10 protein-coding genes are annotated in these 16447 nt (G+C 39.8%); 1 reads left to right on the top strand and 9 read right to left on the bottom strand.

The genetic code is table 11. The annotated features are described in order from the left end of the window. Positions 1-330: 330 nt before the first annotated feature. Positions 331-1311 (top strand): acyl-ACP desaturase, encoded by a 981-nt coding sequence (locus tag R2Q66_RS07765; RefSeq protein ID WP_316747524.1) that lies wholly within the window; start codon positions 331-333, stop codon positions 1309-1311. Between the two features lie 94 nt (positions 1312-1405). Here the strand turns inward: R2Q66_RS07765 and R2Q66_RS07760 are convergent, their stop codons facing one another. The 9 genes from R2Q66_RS07760 to R2Q66_RS07720 all read right to left on the bottom strand — a co-directional run bounded on the left by R2Q66_RS07760 (position 1406) and on the right by R2Q66_RS07720 (position 16365). Then, positions 1406-4798, bottom strand: a complete 3393-nt coding sequence (locus R2Q66_RS07760; RefSeq protein ID WP_316747522.1) for a methylmalonyl-CoA mutase family protein — start codon at positions 4796-4798, stop codon at positions 1406-1408. Between the two features lie 187 nt (positions 4799-4985). Then, entirely contained in the window at positions 4986-6653 is a 1668-nt protein-coding gene (gene pafA / locus R2Q66_RS07755; RefSeq protein ID WP_316747520.1) for an alkaline phosphatase PafA, read from the bottom strand. Between the two features lie 123 nt (positions 6654-6776). Then, positions 6777-8063 (bottom strand): folylpolyglutamate synthase/dihydrofolate synthase family protein, encoded by a 1287-nt coding sequence (locus tag R2Q66_RS07750; RefSeq protein ID WP_316747517.1) that lies wholly within the window; start codon positions 8061-8063, stop codon positions 6777-6779. A gap of 28 nt (positions 8064-8091) precedes the next feature. After that, a complete protein-coding gene (locus R2Q66_RS07745) occupies positions 8092-8907 on the bottom strand; it encodes an energy transducer TonB (RefSeq protein ID WP_316747515.1) in 816 nt (271 codons plus the stop codon). Then, positions 8907-9308 carry a biopolymer transporter ExbD gene (locus R2Q66_RS07740; protein ID WP_316747513.1) on the bottom strand — a complete coding sequence of 134 codons (402 nt, stop codon included), beginning with the start codon at positions 9306-9308 and terminating at the stop codon, positions 8907-8909. Before R2Q66_RS07740 ends, R2Q66_RS07745 begins: the two co-directional genes overlap by 1 nt. After that, positions 9308-10018, bottom strand: a complete 711-nt coding sequence (locus R2Q66_RS07735) for a MotA/TolQ/ExbB proton channel family protein (RefSeq protein WP_316747511.1) — start codon at positions 10016-10018, stop codon at positions 9308-9310. The genes R2Q66_RS07740 and R2Q66_RS07735 overlap by 1 nt, the downstream gene beginning before the upstream one ends. A 3-nt stretch (positions 10019-10021) precedes the next feature. Then, positions 10022-11578, bottom strand: coding sequence for an SPOR domain-containing protein (locus R2Q66_RS07730; protein WP_316747509.1), 1557 nt, complete (start codon positions 11576-11578; stop codon positions 10022-10024). Positions 11579-11633: 55 nt separating this feature from the next. Further along, positions 11634-13337: a TonB-dependent receptor gene (locus R2Q66_RS07725; RefSeq protein WP_316747507.1), complete on the bottom strand. Its 1704-nt coding sequence runs from the start codon at positions 13335-13337 to the stop codon at positions 11634-11636. Between the two features lie 10 nt (positions 13338-13347). Then, complete coding sequence (locus R2Q66_RS07720) at positions 13348-16365, bottom strand: tetratricopeptide repeat protein (protein ID WP_316747504.1); 3018 nt, start codon at positions 16363-16365, stop codon at positions 13348-13350. Positions 16366-16447 lie beyond the last annotated feature (82 nt).

The raw sequence follows: 16447 nt of genomic DNA, 5'->3' as shown, positions 1-16447 counted from the left end.
GGACTTTTTTTACAAAGCTATACTGTTCTTCAGATTACAGGATATCTTTCCTGCTTCCCGGAAACGGTAAAACTATAGTCCTTTTCAATACAGTCTGATTGATGATCATCCTTATTGTAATGGCTATTAGTATAGATTACGTAACAATAGCTTTTCAATTGCCTTTATGGAGAACTTATTCTTTTGTATGATGTTGTTAGGTAGTAGTGCCAAATATAATGTTGGGAAGCTTGCCTTTTAAAGGCCTTAATTGCGAATAAAATAATAGTGTAACGACAGATTATGCAATTTTTGGTTATCTTTGAAACTAATTTAAAACATAAAAAAACAATGAGTTTTTTCGCAGAAAAAAGACGAGAAGTGATGTTACACATTGAGGGCTATATGCTTGAGGTGATGGACACTTACTTGAAACCGATTGATACTAATTGGCAGCCTTCTGATTTCTTGCCGGATTCAACCAGTGATACATTTTTCCAGGATATAAAACAATTACGTGAGAATGCAGATGGGTTATCTTATGACCTGGTTGCAGTCTTAATCGGTGATACGATTACAGAAGAGGCTTTGCCTACTTATGAATCATGGTTAACGATGGTAGATGATATCACTAAAAATGAACAAGGTGGCTGGATGAAATGGGTACGTCACTGGACTGCCGAGGAGAACAGACACGGAGACTTACTAAATAAATACCTTTATCTTTCAGGACGCGTTGATATGCGCCAGATGGAAATTTCTACTCAGTATCTGATTGCTGATGGATTTGATATAGGTACCGGACATGATCCATACAGAAACTTTGTTTATACCAGCTTCCAGGAGCTAGCTACCAATATTTCGCACAGAAGGGTAGCCTCTATGGCTAAGAAAGATGGCGATGTCCTACTTTCAAGAATGTGTGGTGTAATTGCTTCTGATGAGGCTCGCCATGCGAAAGCATACAAAGATTTCATGGCTAAAATATTTGAAGTTGATCCGAATGAAGCAATGATTGCTTTTGAAGATATGATGCGTAAGAAGATTGTAATGCCTGCTCATTTCCTTCGTGAAATGGGGCTTAAAATCGGACAAACCTTCGGTCACTTTACGGATGCTGCACAGCGTTTAGGCGTTTATACCGCAGTAGACTATGTGGAAATTATGCAACAACTCATTGAAGAATGGAAATTAGATAGTATGCGCGATTTAAATGAAAGCGGTGAGAAAGCCCGTGATTATATCATGGCTTTACCTAACAGGTTATTGCGCGTAGCAGATAGAATGAAAAACCCTACAATGGATTATAAATTTAGCTGGATACATTCTTAAGCTATACCTGATTAAAATAAAACAAGAAGGCCTGAATAATTTATTCAGGCCTTCTTGTTTTATTTCAACTTTTCTGGTTGTTTAAAAACTATAATTACATGTTCCTTCTGTATTGTCCACCAACTTCATATAAGGCATTTGAAATTTGTCCCAATGAACATACCTTACATACTTCCATAAGTTCTTCAAAGATGTTTTCACCGGCTATGGCCGACTTTTGCAATTTTTTAAGTATAGCGGTTGTATGATCTGAGTTTCTATCCTGGAACGCTTTTAATGCGGTAATCTGGTATTGTTTCTCTTCTTCTGTAGCCCGGATTATTTCTCCAGGAACAACAGTAGGAGAACCATTTTTGTTTAAGAAGGTATTCACCCCTACAATAGGATATTCTCCATTGTGTTTTAAAGTCTCATAGTAAAGACTTTCTTCCTGAATTTTACCTCGTTGGTACATGGTTTCCATCGCGCCTAAAACACCACCTCTATCATTGATACGTTTGAATTCCTGTAATACTGCATCTTCCACTAAGTCTGTTAGGTCTTCAATGATAAAAGCACCCTGTAGTGGGTTCTCATTTTTTGCCAATCCTAATTCCCTGTTAATAATGAGTTGAATGGCCATCGCTCTGCGAACAGATTCTTCTGTAGGCGTGGTAATTGCTTCATCGTAAGCATTGGTATGTAGGGAATTACAGTTGTCATAGATTGCATACAAGGCTTGCAATGTGGTACGGATATCATTAAAATCAATTTCCTGTGCATGTAATGATCTGCCGGAAGTCTGGATATGATATTTTAATTTTTGGGAACGGTCGTTGCCTTTATACTTGTTTTTAATGGCTTTAGCCCAGATGCGTCTGGCGACTCTTCCGATTACAGAATATTCGGGATCAATCCCATTGGAGAAGAAAAAGGATAAGTTAGGCGCGAAATCATCAATATTCATTCCTCTGCTCAGGTAATATTCTACGAAAGTAAAGCCGTTGCTTAAAGTAAAGGCAAGTTGTGATATAGGATTTGCACCGGCTTCCGCAATATGGTAACCTGAAATAGATACAGAATAGAAATTGCGTACTTTTTCAGTGATGAAATAGCTTTGAATATCACCCATCATTCTCAGGGCAAATTCTGTAGAAAAAATACAGGTATTTTGGGCCTGGTCTTCCTTTAGTATATCTGCCTGGACAGTACCTCTAACGGTACTTATAGCATAAGCTCTGATTTTCGCATAAACTTCTGGTGTCAATACTTCATCACCGGTTACGCCAAGCAGCATCAGACCTAAGCCATTATTACCCTCTGGTAGTACTCCACTATAGCTCGGTCTCTGGATTCCTTTTGATTTATACAGGGCATTGATTTTAGCCGCTACTTCTTCCTGAAGGTTATGTTCTATAATGTATTTTTCGCATTGCTGATCTATGGCCGCATTCATAAAGAAACCTAATAACATAGGGGCAGGGCCATTAATGGTCATGGACACTGAGGTGGAGGACGCACATAAGTCAAAACCAGAGTATAATTTTTTGGCATCATCTAAGGTGGCAATACTCACACCCGAGTTGCCTATTTTGCCATAAATATCTGGTCTGATGTGTGGATCTTCACCATATAAGGTAACGGAGTCGAATGCGGTAGAAAGTCGGTGTGCAGGTTGACCTAAGGACACATAATGGAATCTTTTATTTGTTCTTTCGGGACCGCCTTCACCAGCAAACATACGTGTTGGGTCTTCTCCATCACGTTTTAGGGGGAAAACACCGGCAGCATAAGGAAACTCTCCAGGTACATTTTCTGTAAGTAACCAGCGTAAAATATCGCCCCAGTCTTCATAACGTGGGAGTGATACTTTAGGGATTTTTAACTTTGATAAAGATTCATAGTACAAAGGTTGCTTGATTTCTTTATCACGGACTTTATAAACGAAGAACTCTTGTTTGTATTTGATTTTCGTATCTGGCCATTGGCGCAATAATCTTCTGCATTCGCCATCTAGCTGCTCTTCCAGGTGTTGGTAAACATGCTGTAAGCTATCGTTTATGCTTGCGGTACCTGGAAGTTCTTTATTTAACTTCTCTTCTTTAGAAAGCTGAATTACGCCTTGTAGCTGATATAACTTCCTTGCAATAGTACTTTGTTTTTCCACCCATTCATTATAGGTTTGGCTGGCTTCTGCAATCTCTGCAAGATACCTGATCCGGTCAGGTGGAATGATATAGATTTTCTCAGACTGTTCATCGCTGAGTTCCATTTGCGCATCAAAATCAACCTTGGTTTTCTCTTTTATTTTATCCATCAGGGCTGAAAAGAGATTATTCATACCCGGATCATTAAATTGGGAAGCCATGGTACCAAAAACCGGGATATCCTCATCTTTTGCATCAAATAGATTGTGGTTGCGTTTATACTGTTTACGCACATCGCGTAAGGCATCCAAAGCACCACGTTTATCAAATTTATTAATGGCGACCAGGTCGGCAAAATCAAGCATGTCGATTTTTTCCAATTGGGTAGCTGCACCAAATTCTGGCGTCATGACATACAGGGAAACATCACAATGTTCCGTTATTTCGGTGTCTGATTGACCAATTCCAGAGGTTTCTACTATGATGAGATCATATCCGGCAGCTTTGCAGATGTCGATGCTTTCCTGTACATTTCTGGATAGTGCTAAATTAGCCTGTCTGGTGGCCAGAGAGCGCATGTAGATTCTAGGGTTATTGATCGCATTCATGCGAATCCTATCCCCAAGTAGAGCACCACCGGTTTTGCGTTTGGAAGGATCTACAGAGATAATAGCCATGGTTTTGTCTTTTACTTCCATTAGGAAGCGCCTCACTAATTCATCGACGAGGGAAGATTTTCCTGATCCGCCAGTTCCTGTAATACCTAGGACCGGAGCCTGATTTTTTATAGTTAGCTTTTTGAGTTCATCAACAAAGGCTTGTGCACCTTCAGGATCATTCTCCGCAACGGTAATTGCCGAGGCAATGCTTTTCACATTTTTTTGTGGGATGGTTTTAAGCTCCCCATTCAGACTGGTTACGGTAATATAATCTGTTTGCTCAAGCATATTATTGATCATCCCTTGAAGGCCCATTTTGCGACCATCATCCGGAGAGTAGATTTTTGTGATTCCGTATTCCTGCAATTCTGCAATTTCCGATGGAAGGATTACACCGCCACCGCCAGCAAAAATTTTGATGTGGGAAGAACCGCGTTCCTGTAAGAGGTCGTACATGTATTTGAAATATTCAATATGGCCTCCCTGATAGGAGGTCATGGCAATACCTTGTACGTCTTCCTGAATGGCACAATTGACCACTTCTTCTACAGAACGGTTGTGACCAAGGTGTATAACCTCCGCTCCTGAGGATTGAAGGATTCGACGCATGATGTTAATTGTAGCGTCATGTCCGTCGAATAAAGCTGCTGCAGTTACAAAACGTATTTTATTTTTAGGTTTATAGATTTTGATTTGCTCCATAGGATGGTTTTATAATTGGTAATCAAATGTAACAAAAAACGGGCTTAGGTGGTGAGCATAGCTAAATCAATACAAACTGTGGGCATAAAAAAAGACCGTCGGGAAATTAATCCCGACGGTCTTTTAAATGTATGATAGTGGTCAATCATTTAACTCTTTTGTATTGAAAGTTAAATGTTCCTCAATTTTATTGGTTGGTTAGTTCTGTGATGGGTTCGCCAACGCAGCCACTAGGCATTTGTATGTGTAACATAGCCGCTAATGTAGCTGCGATGTCCGTCATGTAATGTGTTTTGTTGTTTTTACCAGGTTTTACATTCCAGCCCATGAATACACATGGAATATGAGAATCATATGGATTCCAGGAACCGTGGGTTGTACCTGTCTTGCTATTGCTATCAAAATAGTTTGATTTCAACAGGAAGTATATGTCTCCGCTTCTTCTGGCATTGTAACCATTGGCGATTCTTGTTTTAATAGGTTCAGGTAAGCTACTTGCTCCAACCTTAGTTAAATCTACAGCATCCATAAAACCCGTTTGAGTTTTTAAGAATTCAATACTATAAGCTTTAATGGCATCAAAGTCGGCTTTTGCATTTTTAATTATTTTATGATCAAAATAGATTTGGTTGTTCATAGATTTGATAATGGCTTTCTTAACGCCAAAATTTGCTTCCAAACGTCCATTTAATTCTTTCATAACCGGACCATCATCAACGGTACCACCTGGTAATTTATGTTCTGCCATGAAACCAGGTACGTGTGCTGCACCATGATCTGCCGATAAGAAAAACAGGTAGTTTCCTTTACCTACTTTACTGTCCAGGTAGTTGAAAAAATCTGCAAGGTCTTTGTCCAATCTCAGGTAAGTATCTTCTGCTTCGATAGAGTTAGGGCCATATTGGTGACCAACATAATCGGTAGAAGAGCAACTTACAGCAAGAAAATCAGTGATGTCATCTTTTCCAAGATCTTCAGATAGGATGGCTAGTTTAGCCAGATCTAAAGTCATGGTGTTTCCATAAGGCGTACTTTTGATCATCTCATAGTTTTTCCCTTTGTATAATTTCAAAGGATGAGGGAAGGTTGGGCTTTGTTCGCCTCTGGCTTTTCCTTCGTAGTTTTTATCGTCTGCTGTACTTTGAGTATAAGTTTCAATAGGATATAAGGTTGGCCAGTTTTTGTCATAAAACTTATCAGCGAGCTTGATTTTATTGTAATCCTGCATCCATGTTGGCAATTGAGCCATGTAATAGGTGCTGGTGATCCAGTCGCCGGTTTGTCCGTCAAACCAGTACGCTGCATTCGCCGTATGTCCTGCCGGTAGGATAGAACCACGGTCTTTCATCGAAACACCAATTACTTTTCCCTGGAAGTTTGTGGCTAAACGAAGTTCATCAGTAATAGTGGTGGTCAACATATTTTTTGGAGACATTACTCCAGCCATTGTGGTACTGCCAACACTGGTCACAGTGGTGTCTTCCGCACAATATACATTACGTCCTAATTGTGGATCGTACCAGTCGTTACCGATGATTCCATTGATTGCCGGAACAGAACCAGTATAAATACTAGCATGACCACAAGCCGTGTAAGTAGGGGTGTAGGGGATGAACGTATTCTCTGCCGAGAAACCTTCATTGATTAGTCTTTTGAAACCTCCGGCAGAATATCTGCTGTAATAACGGTAAAGATAATCCCATCTCATTTGATCGATCACCAGACCAACTACCAGCTTCGGTCTGTCGACTGATGCCGGAAAATCTTTTTTAGAAACAATAGCTGTTTTCTTTTGTGCCATTGATACACTACAGGTAATAAGCAGTGCAGAAAATAACAGGTAAACTCTTTTCATTCTGTATTATTTTAAAAGCAAAGATTCGTTTATCATTAAATAAACGAATCCTATTTAGGTGTTAAAGAATTTTTAAAGGTAGTTAATCGAAGTAATTATTGAGATTACTATTATGTAAAGATTTTATAGTACTTCGGCGACTACAAAAGTGCTTCCACCTATGAATACCAGGTCATTAGCGTTTGCATTATCTTTCGCCGCATGAAAGGCCAATTGGACACTTGGAAAGACATCACCAATTAAATGATGATTTTTAGCCTGTTCTGCGAGCTCAGATGCTGGTAATGCTCTTTCCAATTCCGGCTGACAGAAATAATAATGTGCATCTGTTGGCAGGAGCTTTAAAACACCGCTGATATCTTTATCTCTAACCATCCCGATCACGATGTGTAACTGATCATGCGGAGTATCATTGATGTTTTGCATGACTTCTGTAATACCTGCCATATTATGCCCGGTATCACAGATCACTAATGGGTTTTCAGCTAAAGTCTGCCACCTTCCTTGTAGTCCGGTGAGGCCTTTTACATTCTTTACTGCGGTATAAACAGCTTCGTCCTCAATTTTAAAACCTTGTTGTTTTAAGATTTGAATAGCTTCAAGAACGGTCAGTATATTTTTACGTTGATAAGCACCATTGAGGTCTAATTCTAAATGCGGATACAAAGTTGTGTTTCCGTTTCCTACCATTAAATCCAGGTATTTACCTGTTTTTTGAAGCTGCTGGAGTTGTAACTCCTGGTCAGCAAAATAGATAGGACTATTGGTTTCCGCCGCTTTTTGGATAAATATTTTCGAAATTTCCGCTTGTGTTTCTCCGATGACTACGGGGACACCATTTTTTATAATTCCAGCTTTTTCAGTCGCAATTTCTGGTAGGGTAGTCCCCAGGATATTGGTATGGTCAAGGCTGATATTGGTAATCACGGAAAGTTCCGGAGTAATGATATTGGTTGAATCAATCCGACCTCCAAGTCCAACTTCGATGATCGCGATGTCTACTTCTGCCTTTTCAAAGTGGGAAAAAGCCATGGCTACCGTGACCTCGAAAAATGAAGGCTGCAATTCTTCCATTAAGCTTTTCTGCTCTTCCACAAAATCAACTACAAAAGCTTCGGGGATCATCTCCCCGTTAATTCTAATGCGTTCCCTGAAATCTTTAAGGTGCGGAGAGGTGTAAAGTCCCGTTTTGTATCCGGCTTGTTGAAGGATTGCCGCAAGCATATGTGAAGTGGAACCTTTGCCATTGGTTCCACCTACATGTATGGTTTTGAACTTATCCTGTGGATTTCCCAGTTGATCGCACATGGCGATGGTGTTGTGTAAGTCTTTTCTATAGGCTACAGTGCCAACACGAGTAAACATGGGTAGTTTACTGTACAAGTAATCGAGGGTTTGTTTATAGTTCATTTTGGAGTTCTAAAAAGAATACCAGGTTTTATTTTACTTTAAAATTGAAGACTACCACACCGATTTGAACATCAGGAGCATTATCTGCCTGTGTTAAACGGGCGCCCATTACGGCTTCTTTACATTTTCGCCACAGCTCTTTATCGCTAAGAGTTGTTCCCTTAACGCCTGGAGTTGCATCGATTACGACACCACTTTTATTGATTTTAATCCTTACCGCAATTTTACCGGTCTTCTGACCATCATCTTGTGGGGTTACTAAATTGGTGAATTTCCTAAGTGCAATCGGGGTTTCGCCAAATCCGGATCCGCCTTCGCCATAATTATTAGCCAGTGGATCACCGTCTTTGTCGCCTTGATTTCCCGGAGTTGTTCCGGTTCCATCACCGCCACCTGTACCTTTATTGGCTTTACCTTTATAAAGTGCGTTTTGGTTGATGACCGGTTTGGCAGGTTTACTTTCTACTGTAGCGGTAGGCGCTGCTTTCTTAGTGCTGCTTTTTGTGTTTACACTAACGGCATCTTCCGTACTTTGCGTGACAATCTCTTTGGTACTATTTTGCTGGGTAGGCGTCTCTTTGGTAGGTTCTGTTGGAACTACCTTATCCGGTGCTTTTTGATTGGCATTCGGATCTGCAGAAGGTTCTTCAATACTGGTATAATCTGATCCCATTCCGGTTACAGCGGTACCGTAGTTGACCACCATACCACCCATACCTGCTTCCACAGGAGGCTGGAATGACCCAATCACAATGAAGAAGCTCAATGCAATGAGGGCAATCATAATACCAGTAGAGATGGCTACTGCTTTAGGATAATTATTTTCTTCCTTTGGATACGTCATTATTTCTTAGGTTCTACAGCGAGTACAACTTTAAGTTTTAACTTGTTAGCTACATCAAATACCGTCATCGTGTTTTCGATGGAAACTCCTCTGGCTACATAAAGTACGATAGTCAGGTCTGGAGATGCTTTTTGATAAGTTTCAATTGCCGGAAGGATACCTTCAAGTGTTGTACGTTCTTTATCTACGTAGTAATTTAACTTTTCATCTATGGATACGGTCACGGTTTTCTGTGCGGCAGATTGTTGTCCGGATTCCGATCTTGGTAATAACAGTTTTACTACCTGAGGGTTCACTGCGGCAGATGCCAGCAGGAAAAACAGCATCAGGAAGAACATGATATCATTCAGTGCGGAAGTATGAACCTCTACAGTTCCTTTATTTCTTTTGCGTAGATTCATTATTTTCCTGGCTCCTCTAATAGATCGATGAACTCAATAGCGTCAGTTTCCATTCTTAAGATGATACGTTCTACCATCATGTTCAGGATATGATACAATACATAAGCGATGATACCGATGATCAAACCAGTTGCAGAAGTAATCATTTTAGTATAAAGACCACCAGAGATGGTACCGATTTCGATTGCTCCTTTGATGGATACATCATGGAAAATTGTGATTACCCCAATAATAGTACCTACGAAACCAAGCATCGGAGCGATACCGGCAATGATACCCAGGATACCGATATTTTTCTCCAGTTTGGATACTTCCAGTTTTCCGGTGTTCTCAATTGCAGCTTCAATATCTTTGATCGGACGACCAATTCTTTTCAATCCTTTTTCCAGCATTCTGGCAAGCGGAGAGCTGTTGTTTCTACATAAAGTAATGGCATTGTCCAGTCTACCTTCCTGGATATATTGTTTAATGTTAAGCATTAAGTTCGACTCTGTTTTAGAGGCTTTTCTAATGGTCAGATATCTTTCAACAAAAATAATCAGTCCTGCAAATGCAAGGAAAGCTAGTGGGATCATTACCCATCCACCTTTAAAAAGGAGGTCGATGAAGTGTAGTTCGGGAGCTGCTGCAGTTACGGCTTGAGTGGCGTTATTAGCGGTATCAACAATTTGGTTAAGGCTATCATTAGCACCCTGTATTAATGCGATCATAATTTATAATGGTTTGTTTGTGTGTATGTATAAATCTTTAATGCCTAACTTTTTCTCCAGTACAGGTTTCTCTGCATCGGCGCTGTTATAGTCATTAAACGTTGCAATGCTGATTTTTATTTTCTTTTTCCCTGGAATAGGAGGTATAGCCTTTGCATTTAGTCCCAGCTTTTTCATTTGGGCGATAAAGCGTTCAGCTTCCTTTTCATTGGCTACTGAGGCGCCAATAACTTCATAAGTGATTCCAGTTTCCTGCACAGGAGCATTGGCCAGTGCAGCTTTAGGGTCATTCGTTACGGTTGTTTCTGTAGATGCAAGCGTATCTTTTTTCAGGGTGTCATTTAGGGCTAAAGTATTGTTCATACTATCCGCAGAAGCGAGAGAATCCGCTGTTTGCACGCTGTTTTTAGCAGTTACAGGGACAACAATAGGGTCTTTGCCCATTTTCAATATAGAATCGAAAAGATCAGGACGGATAAAATAACCTGCTACCAATCCAATCAGAATTAATAAAACTGCGATTAAGATCTTTAGGTAAACCGGGATTCCGGTTCTTTCTTCAGGCTCATCGTTAGAATTATAGAAACCTTCATTTCCTGATATTTTAGGGACGACAGGGATAATCGGCACATCAACGGTTTTACTAGCTTGCGCATAGATGTCGTTAATACTTGGACGCGTAACTACAGGCTCTTCAAATACCGCTTTTGGTTGCTCTTCAATGTTTCCAATACTCTCAATTTCTGGTTGTGCTACTGGTTGCTTTGGTGCTTCAACCTCTGCTATTTCTTCAAAAACAGGTTGTTCATCCTGCTCAGAAAGCAGCACTTTTTCGGGTGTTACCGGAGCTTCTGCTGTTACCGGGATTTCTGGATTTACTGAAAGTTCAATAGGATCAGTGATTTGCTCATAGGCAATATCTTCTGCGCCTTCATTCAGTAATACTTCCTCGTCCGACAATGCTTCTTCCTCAGCGACCTCTTCAATAATCGGAGGGTTTAAAGGCTCTTCTCTAAGGTCAGCATTGCTGTTTTCAAGTTCCAGCTGTTCTTCAGTCGGCTGACGATCTTCAGTTTTAGGAAGTTCTTCCTGTTGAGGCTCAGTTTCTGAGGTAGTTACAGTAGCACTAACAGCTTCAGAAACCGGTGCTGCTGAAAGTTCATCTTTGACAGGTGGTAAACCATAAAAATCAAAACCGAAGTTTTGATCATTTAAGGGCTTAAAGCTAAGTGTTCCTGAAGATTGATATAAAGTGCCGAGGGGTGCTAAACTAGCTTCCTGATGTTCATCAAGTTGCTTTTTTATTTCCCCGACAAACTGCTCTACAAAATAACTGGCGGAGTCCGGAGATATATTTCTATGCTTACAGATATGGTCAATGAGCAAGCTTTGCTCTAACAGTTCCGGATTGAAGTCCAGCACAAAGCTGGGCGGCAAAAAGGAATGTGTTGCTGCATCATACCTTCCCGGAGATTTCTTTTTATAGATCGTTCCAAGTCCGGGGATCCCAACCTCTTTACGGGTTTTAATAAGTACTGTAAGGTATGATAACATGTCCATTCTGGTAAAATTAAATTTTAATTCTATATCCACCAATTATTAAATCGAAAACCGCTTAGAAGGAATACGTTAATCCTGCAAAGATGTTGGTTCCGATAGTTGGGTAGTAAAGATATCTGCTGTAAGAAGAGTTGAACAGGTTATTTGCTCTTGCGAAAGCAGAAAACTTGTTGTTGATCTTATAGCTGGCACCAACGCCAAGATCTACAAAACCTTTAACACTTACAATAGTTTCATTTGCTGGATCAGGAACTACATAAGGACTAGCCGGGGCTTGTTTGTATAATTTTGCTTTACTCGCATCCTGAACTGCTACCGAAGCATTTAAGGTAATTTTATCAGTTACATTATATAATAAATCAGAAGTGATTCTCATTTGAGGTTTAAACCAACTGGCTGATTCCTGAGCTGGTTGGTAATCTTCGAAATTCAATTTACCAGTCCATTTCAATGAATTGCTCACCTGAACGGAGATTTCACCTTCTAAACCGGTCATTGTGGTGTTTCCAAAATCATAGATCACATCAAATCGGGTAGGGTTGTCGAAGTTGTTTACGAACAAAGCCATATCAGAAATCTTCTTGTGGTAGACTCTGGCTTTGTAGCCAAATCCCGGGCCACCAGTACCTTTAATACCGGCACTGAACGACAATTTCTCTACAGAGTTTTTGATGTCGATGTTAGCATTCAGGAATGGATTTTCATCACTAAACTGCTTTAAAGAGTTACGGTTTACATCACCTTTTACTTCTGCAAATAATTGCAGGTAATCAGGAATCAGGGTTAAATCTGCGGTAACGGCAGGGAAAATTCTGCTTTTCGAGAAAGTACCAAACTCCTGTACGAAGTTAATTCCTGCATTGATTTTTACGCCATTGGCTTCTAATCTGATGTATGGATTTAATTTTAAAAGGTTGTTATTTACGCTGGTTAAGGCATCTTTAGTATTTCCTAATTCTGTGGAAGCAGCAAGACCTAAGTTGAAACTGCTGATTCTTTTGTTCACATAACCATTAACAATGATAGATTTTTCTTTGGCAGCATACTTATCATTCCACAAGTACCCGTTTAATTTAACGGCATAGCTTAAAGCATCCGGATCATCCGTAAACTTGTTTACAATTTCACCTTCGGCTTCAATAAAGTTTAGCGATTGTTTTTCCGGGTTTAGATTCAACTCTGGTTTTTCAGGGTTAAAGCCATAGAAAGAGAAGCCATTTCTCTGGTAGTTGATGCGACCACTCATGGTAACCACTTCGCCGATACTTCTTCCAAAAACGCTTAATTGTTGTTGGTTAACCTGCTGTCCTTCTAATTTACCTTTCTGACCGAAGTGCTTAAAGAAAGCACCGGCTTGTAAAGCTTCATCTCTACCAAGGTTGATATAGGCCTCACCCAGTATTGTAGAACGGTTACCGAAACCACCTTTCAGGTAGTTATTGATCAATTCTGTTTCTCTTTCTTTAGCTACCTGCTGTGCCTGTAGTTTATTGATATCAGAATTCAGTTCCAGTTTCCTGTCGGTCAGACTATAATTGAATTTAGCTTTATAAGTTTTTACGGTATTTAAATCCGGACTTCTTCTCAGTTTAACGGCTTCTGCCAGTACTGGTTTATAAGGGCGAACAACTTCAATTTCTTCCGTTACGGCTTTTTCTTCAGATTTTTTCTCTGTAGTTTTTGTATCCTGTGCCAATGCGTTTAGAGATCCGGCAGTCACAAAAAGTAGGGTGCTATATATTAGTTTCGTCAATCTCATCGTGCTTGTCTTATTTAATTTTCTTTAATTTTTCCTTAGCAGTCGGTACAATATCATCTTTACCATCATAGTTGTCTATCAGGCTCAGTAGTGTGCTTTTCGCTTGTAAATTATCTTTTAATGCGACATAGTTGTCTGCTAAGAGGATGAAAGCTTTCGCCACCCAGTAATCATAAGAAGACATATTATTGATCAGGTCAAAACAGGTTTTTGTAGAAGTTTTGTACTCTCTTTTTGCATATTGAATGGCAGCAAGATTGTATTTCGCTTCAGCAGCGGCCAGTGTTTTAGTTTTTTCTACCACATTATTGAAGGCTTTAACGGCTTGCGTCGTATCCGCTTTCACTAAGTAAGCCTTTCCTGCATACAGATCAGAACTGCTTTTTTCTTCCTGAGAAGACTTATCAGATTCCTTGATCAGGGCTACATATTTGATCACATCATCCGGCATATTCAATGCACTGTAAGCTTTCAACAAGTTGTTGATGGCATACGTATAATGTACTTTATAATCGGCCGTTGTTTCTAATCTTTTCAGGTAAACGATGGCTTCATTGTATTTCTGCTGATCCAGGAATAATTTAGAGATACTCACTAAAGAGCGTTCTGTATAATCACTGGTCCAATCGTTCAGGATATACTCATAATCAGGAATCGCCTCATCAGGTCTTCCTAATTTCACCAATGCCTCTGCTCTGATAAACTTAGCTTCCTTATCATGGATAGCTTTCGGGAACTTATCGAAATAAGCATTTACAGCTTCGAATGCACCTTTCGCATCACCTTTCAGGTAACGGTTATTGGCACCCTGGAACACAATATTATCTTGCTCTGCGATAGAGAAATCTCCTATAGGTGTAGTTTTGGCATAGCCGATGAAACCTTCTGAATCACCTTTATCTACATAAATATTCTTGATAGATTCCAGTGCTTGCTTAGCCTCTTCACTACTTGCATAGTCGGCAATAACCTTTTTAAACGTTTCCAAAGCCGCATCATCCTGATCCTGGTTGTATTGAACCAAGCCGATAGTCACTAAGGCACGTGGCACATAGCTACTGTGTGGGTATTGGCTGATTAAGGCCGTTAAGTCAGTTTTAGACTTGTCAAGATCACCTTTATTGAAATATGTATAAGCCGTTTCAAAACCGGCATCATCAGCATAGTTTGAAGTTGGAAATTGCTTTAACAAACTTTGCATGGTATTGATCTTTTCATCGTTTTGACTTTCTAAGCCCTGGATCATACCACGTTGAAATAGTGCGTAATCTTCTCCGGTTGCTTTGGAAGCGATGATTTTATTGTAGTTGACCAAGGCATTGCCATAGCTCTTATTTACGAAATAGGAGTCAGCAAGTCTGATGGTCGCATCATTTACAGTTTTCGTATCCTTATCATTTCCTTTCAGGAAGCGCTCAAAATAGGCAGCAGCTTTTCCATAACGCTCATCTTCGAAGGCGGCATAGGCCAATGCATAGTTTGCGAAGTTATAAACCTCAGTTTTATCGGCTCCCGGCATTTCCAGAAACTTCTCAAAAGTTTGCACGGCTTCTCCGAATTTTCTCAATTCGTAGCTGGCTTCCGCTTTCCAGTAAGTATTCAATGCATGGATTTCCTGATCTTCAGGGAACTTTTCTGAGCGCAGGAACATAGATAGCGCATTTGGGAACGCGCGTTCATTGTAGAACTCTAAACCTCTGAAATAAGTCACTTTTTGATAAGCTTCCTTAGCTTCCGGAGATTTATCCGGAATAGGCTCCAGAATATCGATTGCTGCCTGGTAGTTTTTGCTGGTTAATAGGATCTCACCCAACAAAGTTTTTGCTTCATTCGCTTTGCGCGATTTAGGGAATTGCTTTAAGAAGCTCTGTGTCGATTCCAGTGCCTGTTGGTTGAAATCAAGCTCATAACTTAAGCGGGCATAATTGATCCATGCCTCTTCCTGTATGAACTTATCAAAATCAAGTCTCGAAGATCTAAAGAAGGCACTACGTGCTTTTTCTTTATTTTTCAATTGAATGAAAGAGCGACCCAGCGTATACATACCACTTTGCAGGTACACATCATCTGTGTCTAGTTTTTCAAGAATTGCAACGGCTTCCTGGTATCTTTTCAGCTGGAATAATGAATAACCGTACTGATAGATGAACAAGTTGTTTTTAACCTCTGATTTACTTTTCGAATAGTATTCCTGGAAATACTGCTCTGCTTTTGTATAATCAGATTTCGCAAAATAAGAAGCTGCAATCAGACTCAGCATTTCTGCTTCGTACTGTTGTTTTGTAGTTTTTAAAATTGGAACCGCATAACTGATGACGTCATCATAGCGCTCATCCAGATAATACATCGAAGTGATGTAATAAGGATAGCTTTCTTCGTAAGTAGGCGAACCTTTTAGCTTTTCAAAGTTGGCTAAAGCAGTTTTATATTCCTTGTTCAGGTAGTTGATATAAGCGAAATAGTAAGTTGCGCTTTCCTGATATGGAGATTTTTCTTTTTTAACAGCTTCAAACAAAGGTTCTGCTTTTTCGATGTCTTTCAACATGAAATACGCGTATCCTTGTTTGAATTGGTATTCCAGACGTTGTTTCTGGGAAAGGGTAGAAGGATCGGTTTTTTCGAACCATTCTAACGCTTTTTTATAGTTTTCCTGAGCGAAATACGAATTACCAACATGGAAATAAGCAAGTTTCGTATTTGCATTCAGCGGATAATCTTTTATAAATTTCTGGAAAAGACTTTCTGCATCATTGTTTCCTAGTTCTAAAGCACAAACTGCGGCATAGAACTTTGCGTTTTCTTTGAGTAGCGACAATTCGGAATTACTTTCCTGTTGTGCATCTGCTTTTTGACGGGCTTTATCTACCAGCCTAAATTGTTCGGCTGCTGCACCGTATTTTTCATTGTCCAGTAACTCCAGACCTGTTCGATAATTTTCATTTAGGCGGACTAGTATGCTGGACTGCGCATAGCCCGTTGTAAAGCTACCTGCTAAGAATAGCGGAATAAAAAGGTATTTTTTCTGCATCTGATTTCAAATATGGTTGCTACGAATATAAAAATAGTATTAGGTCTTGTCAGCATAAGAAACTAACAACTGTTGATAACAA

Source organism: Pedobacter gandavensis, from assembly GCF_032677645.1.
Taxonomy (GTDB): domain Bacteria; phylum Bacteroidota; class Bacteroidia; order Sphingobacteriales; family Sphingobacteriaceae; genus Pedobacter; species Pedobacter gandavensis_A.
The sequence above is the reverse complement of the archived record's forward strand: the minus strand, read 5'-3'. Positions and strand labels throughout refer to the sequence as shown.

What these genes read in the sequence shown, in the direction of transcription:
- R2Q66_RS07765 (WP_316747524.1), top strand. Translation starts at nt 331, where the DNA reads ATGAGTTTTTTCGCAGAAAAAAGACGAGAAGTGATGTTACACATTGAG.
- R2Q66_RS07760 (WP_316747522.1), bottom strand. Translation starts at nt 4,798, where the DNA reads ATGGAGCAAATCAAAATCTATAAACCTAAAAATAAAATACGTTTTGTA.
- pafA (WP_316747520.1), bottom strand. Translation starts at nt 6,653, where the DNA reads ATGAAAAGAGTTTACCTGTTATTTTCTGCACTGCTTATTACCTGTAGT.
- R2Q66_RS07750 (WP_316747517.1), bottom strand. Translation starts at nt 8,063, where the DNA reads ATGAACTATAAACAAACCCTCGATTACTTGTACAGTAAACTACCCATG.
- R2Q66_RS07745 (WP_316747515.1), bottom strand. Translation starts at nt 8,907, where the DNA reads ATGACGTATCCAAAGGAAGAAAATAATTATCCTAAAGCAGTAGCCATC.
- R2Q66_RS07740 (WP_316747513.1), bottom strand. Translation starts at nt 9,308, where the DNA reads ATGAATCTACGCAAAAGAAATAAAGGAACTGTAGAGGTTCATACTTCC.
- R2Q66_RS07735 (WP_316747511.1), bottom strand. Translation starts at nt 10,018, where the DNA reads ATGATCGCATTAATACAGGGTGCTAATGATAGCCTTAACCAAATTGTT.
- R2Q66_RS07730 (WP_316747509.1), bottom strand. Translation starts at nt 11,578, where the DNA reads ATGGACATGTTATCATACCTTACAGTACTTATTAAAACCCGTAAAGAG.
- R2Q66_RS07725 (WP_316747507.1), bottom strand. Translation starts at nt 13,337, where the DNA reads ATGAGATTGACGAAACTAATATATAGCACCCTACTTTTTGTGACTGCC.
- R2Q66_RS07720 (WP_316747504.1), bottom strand. Translation starts at nt 16,365, where the DNA reads ATGCAGAAAAAATACCTTTTTATTCCGCTATTCTTAGCAGGTAGCTTT.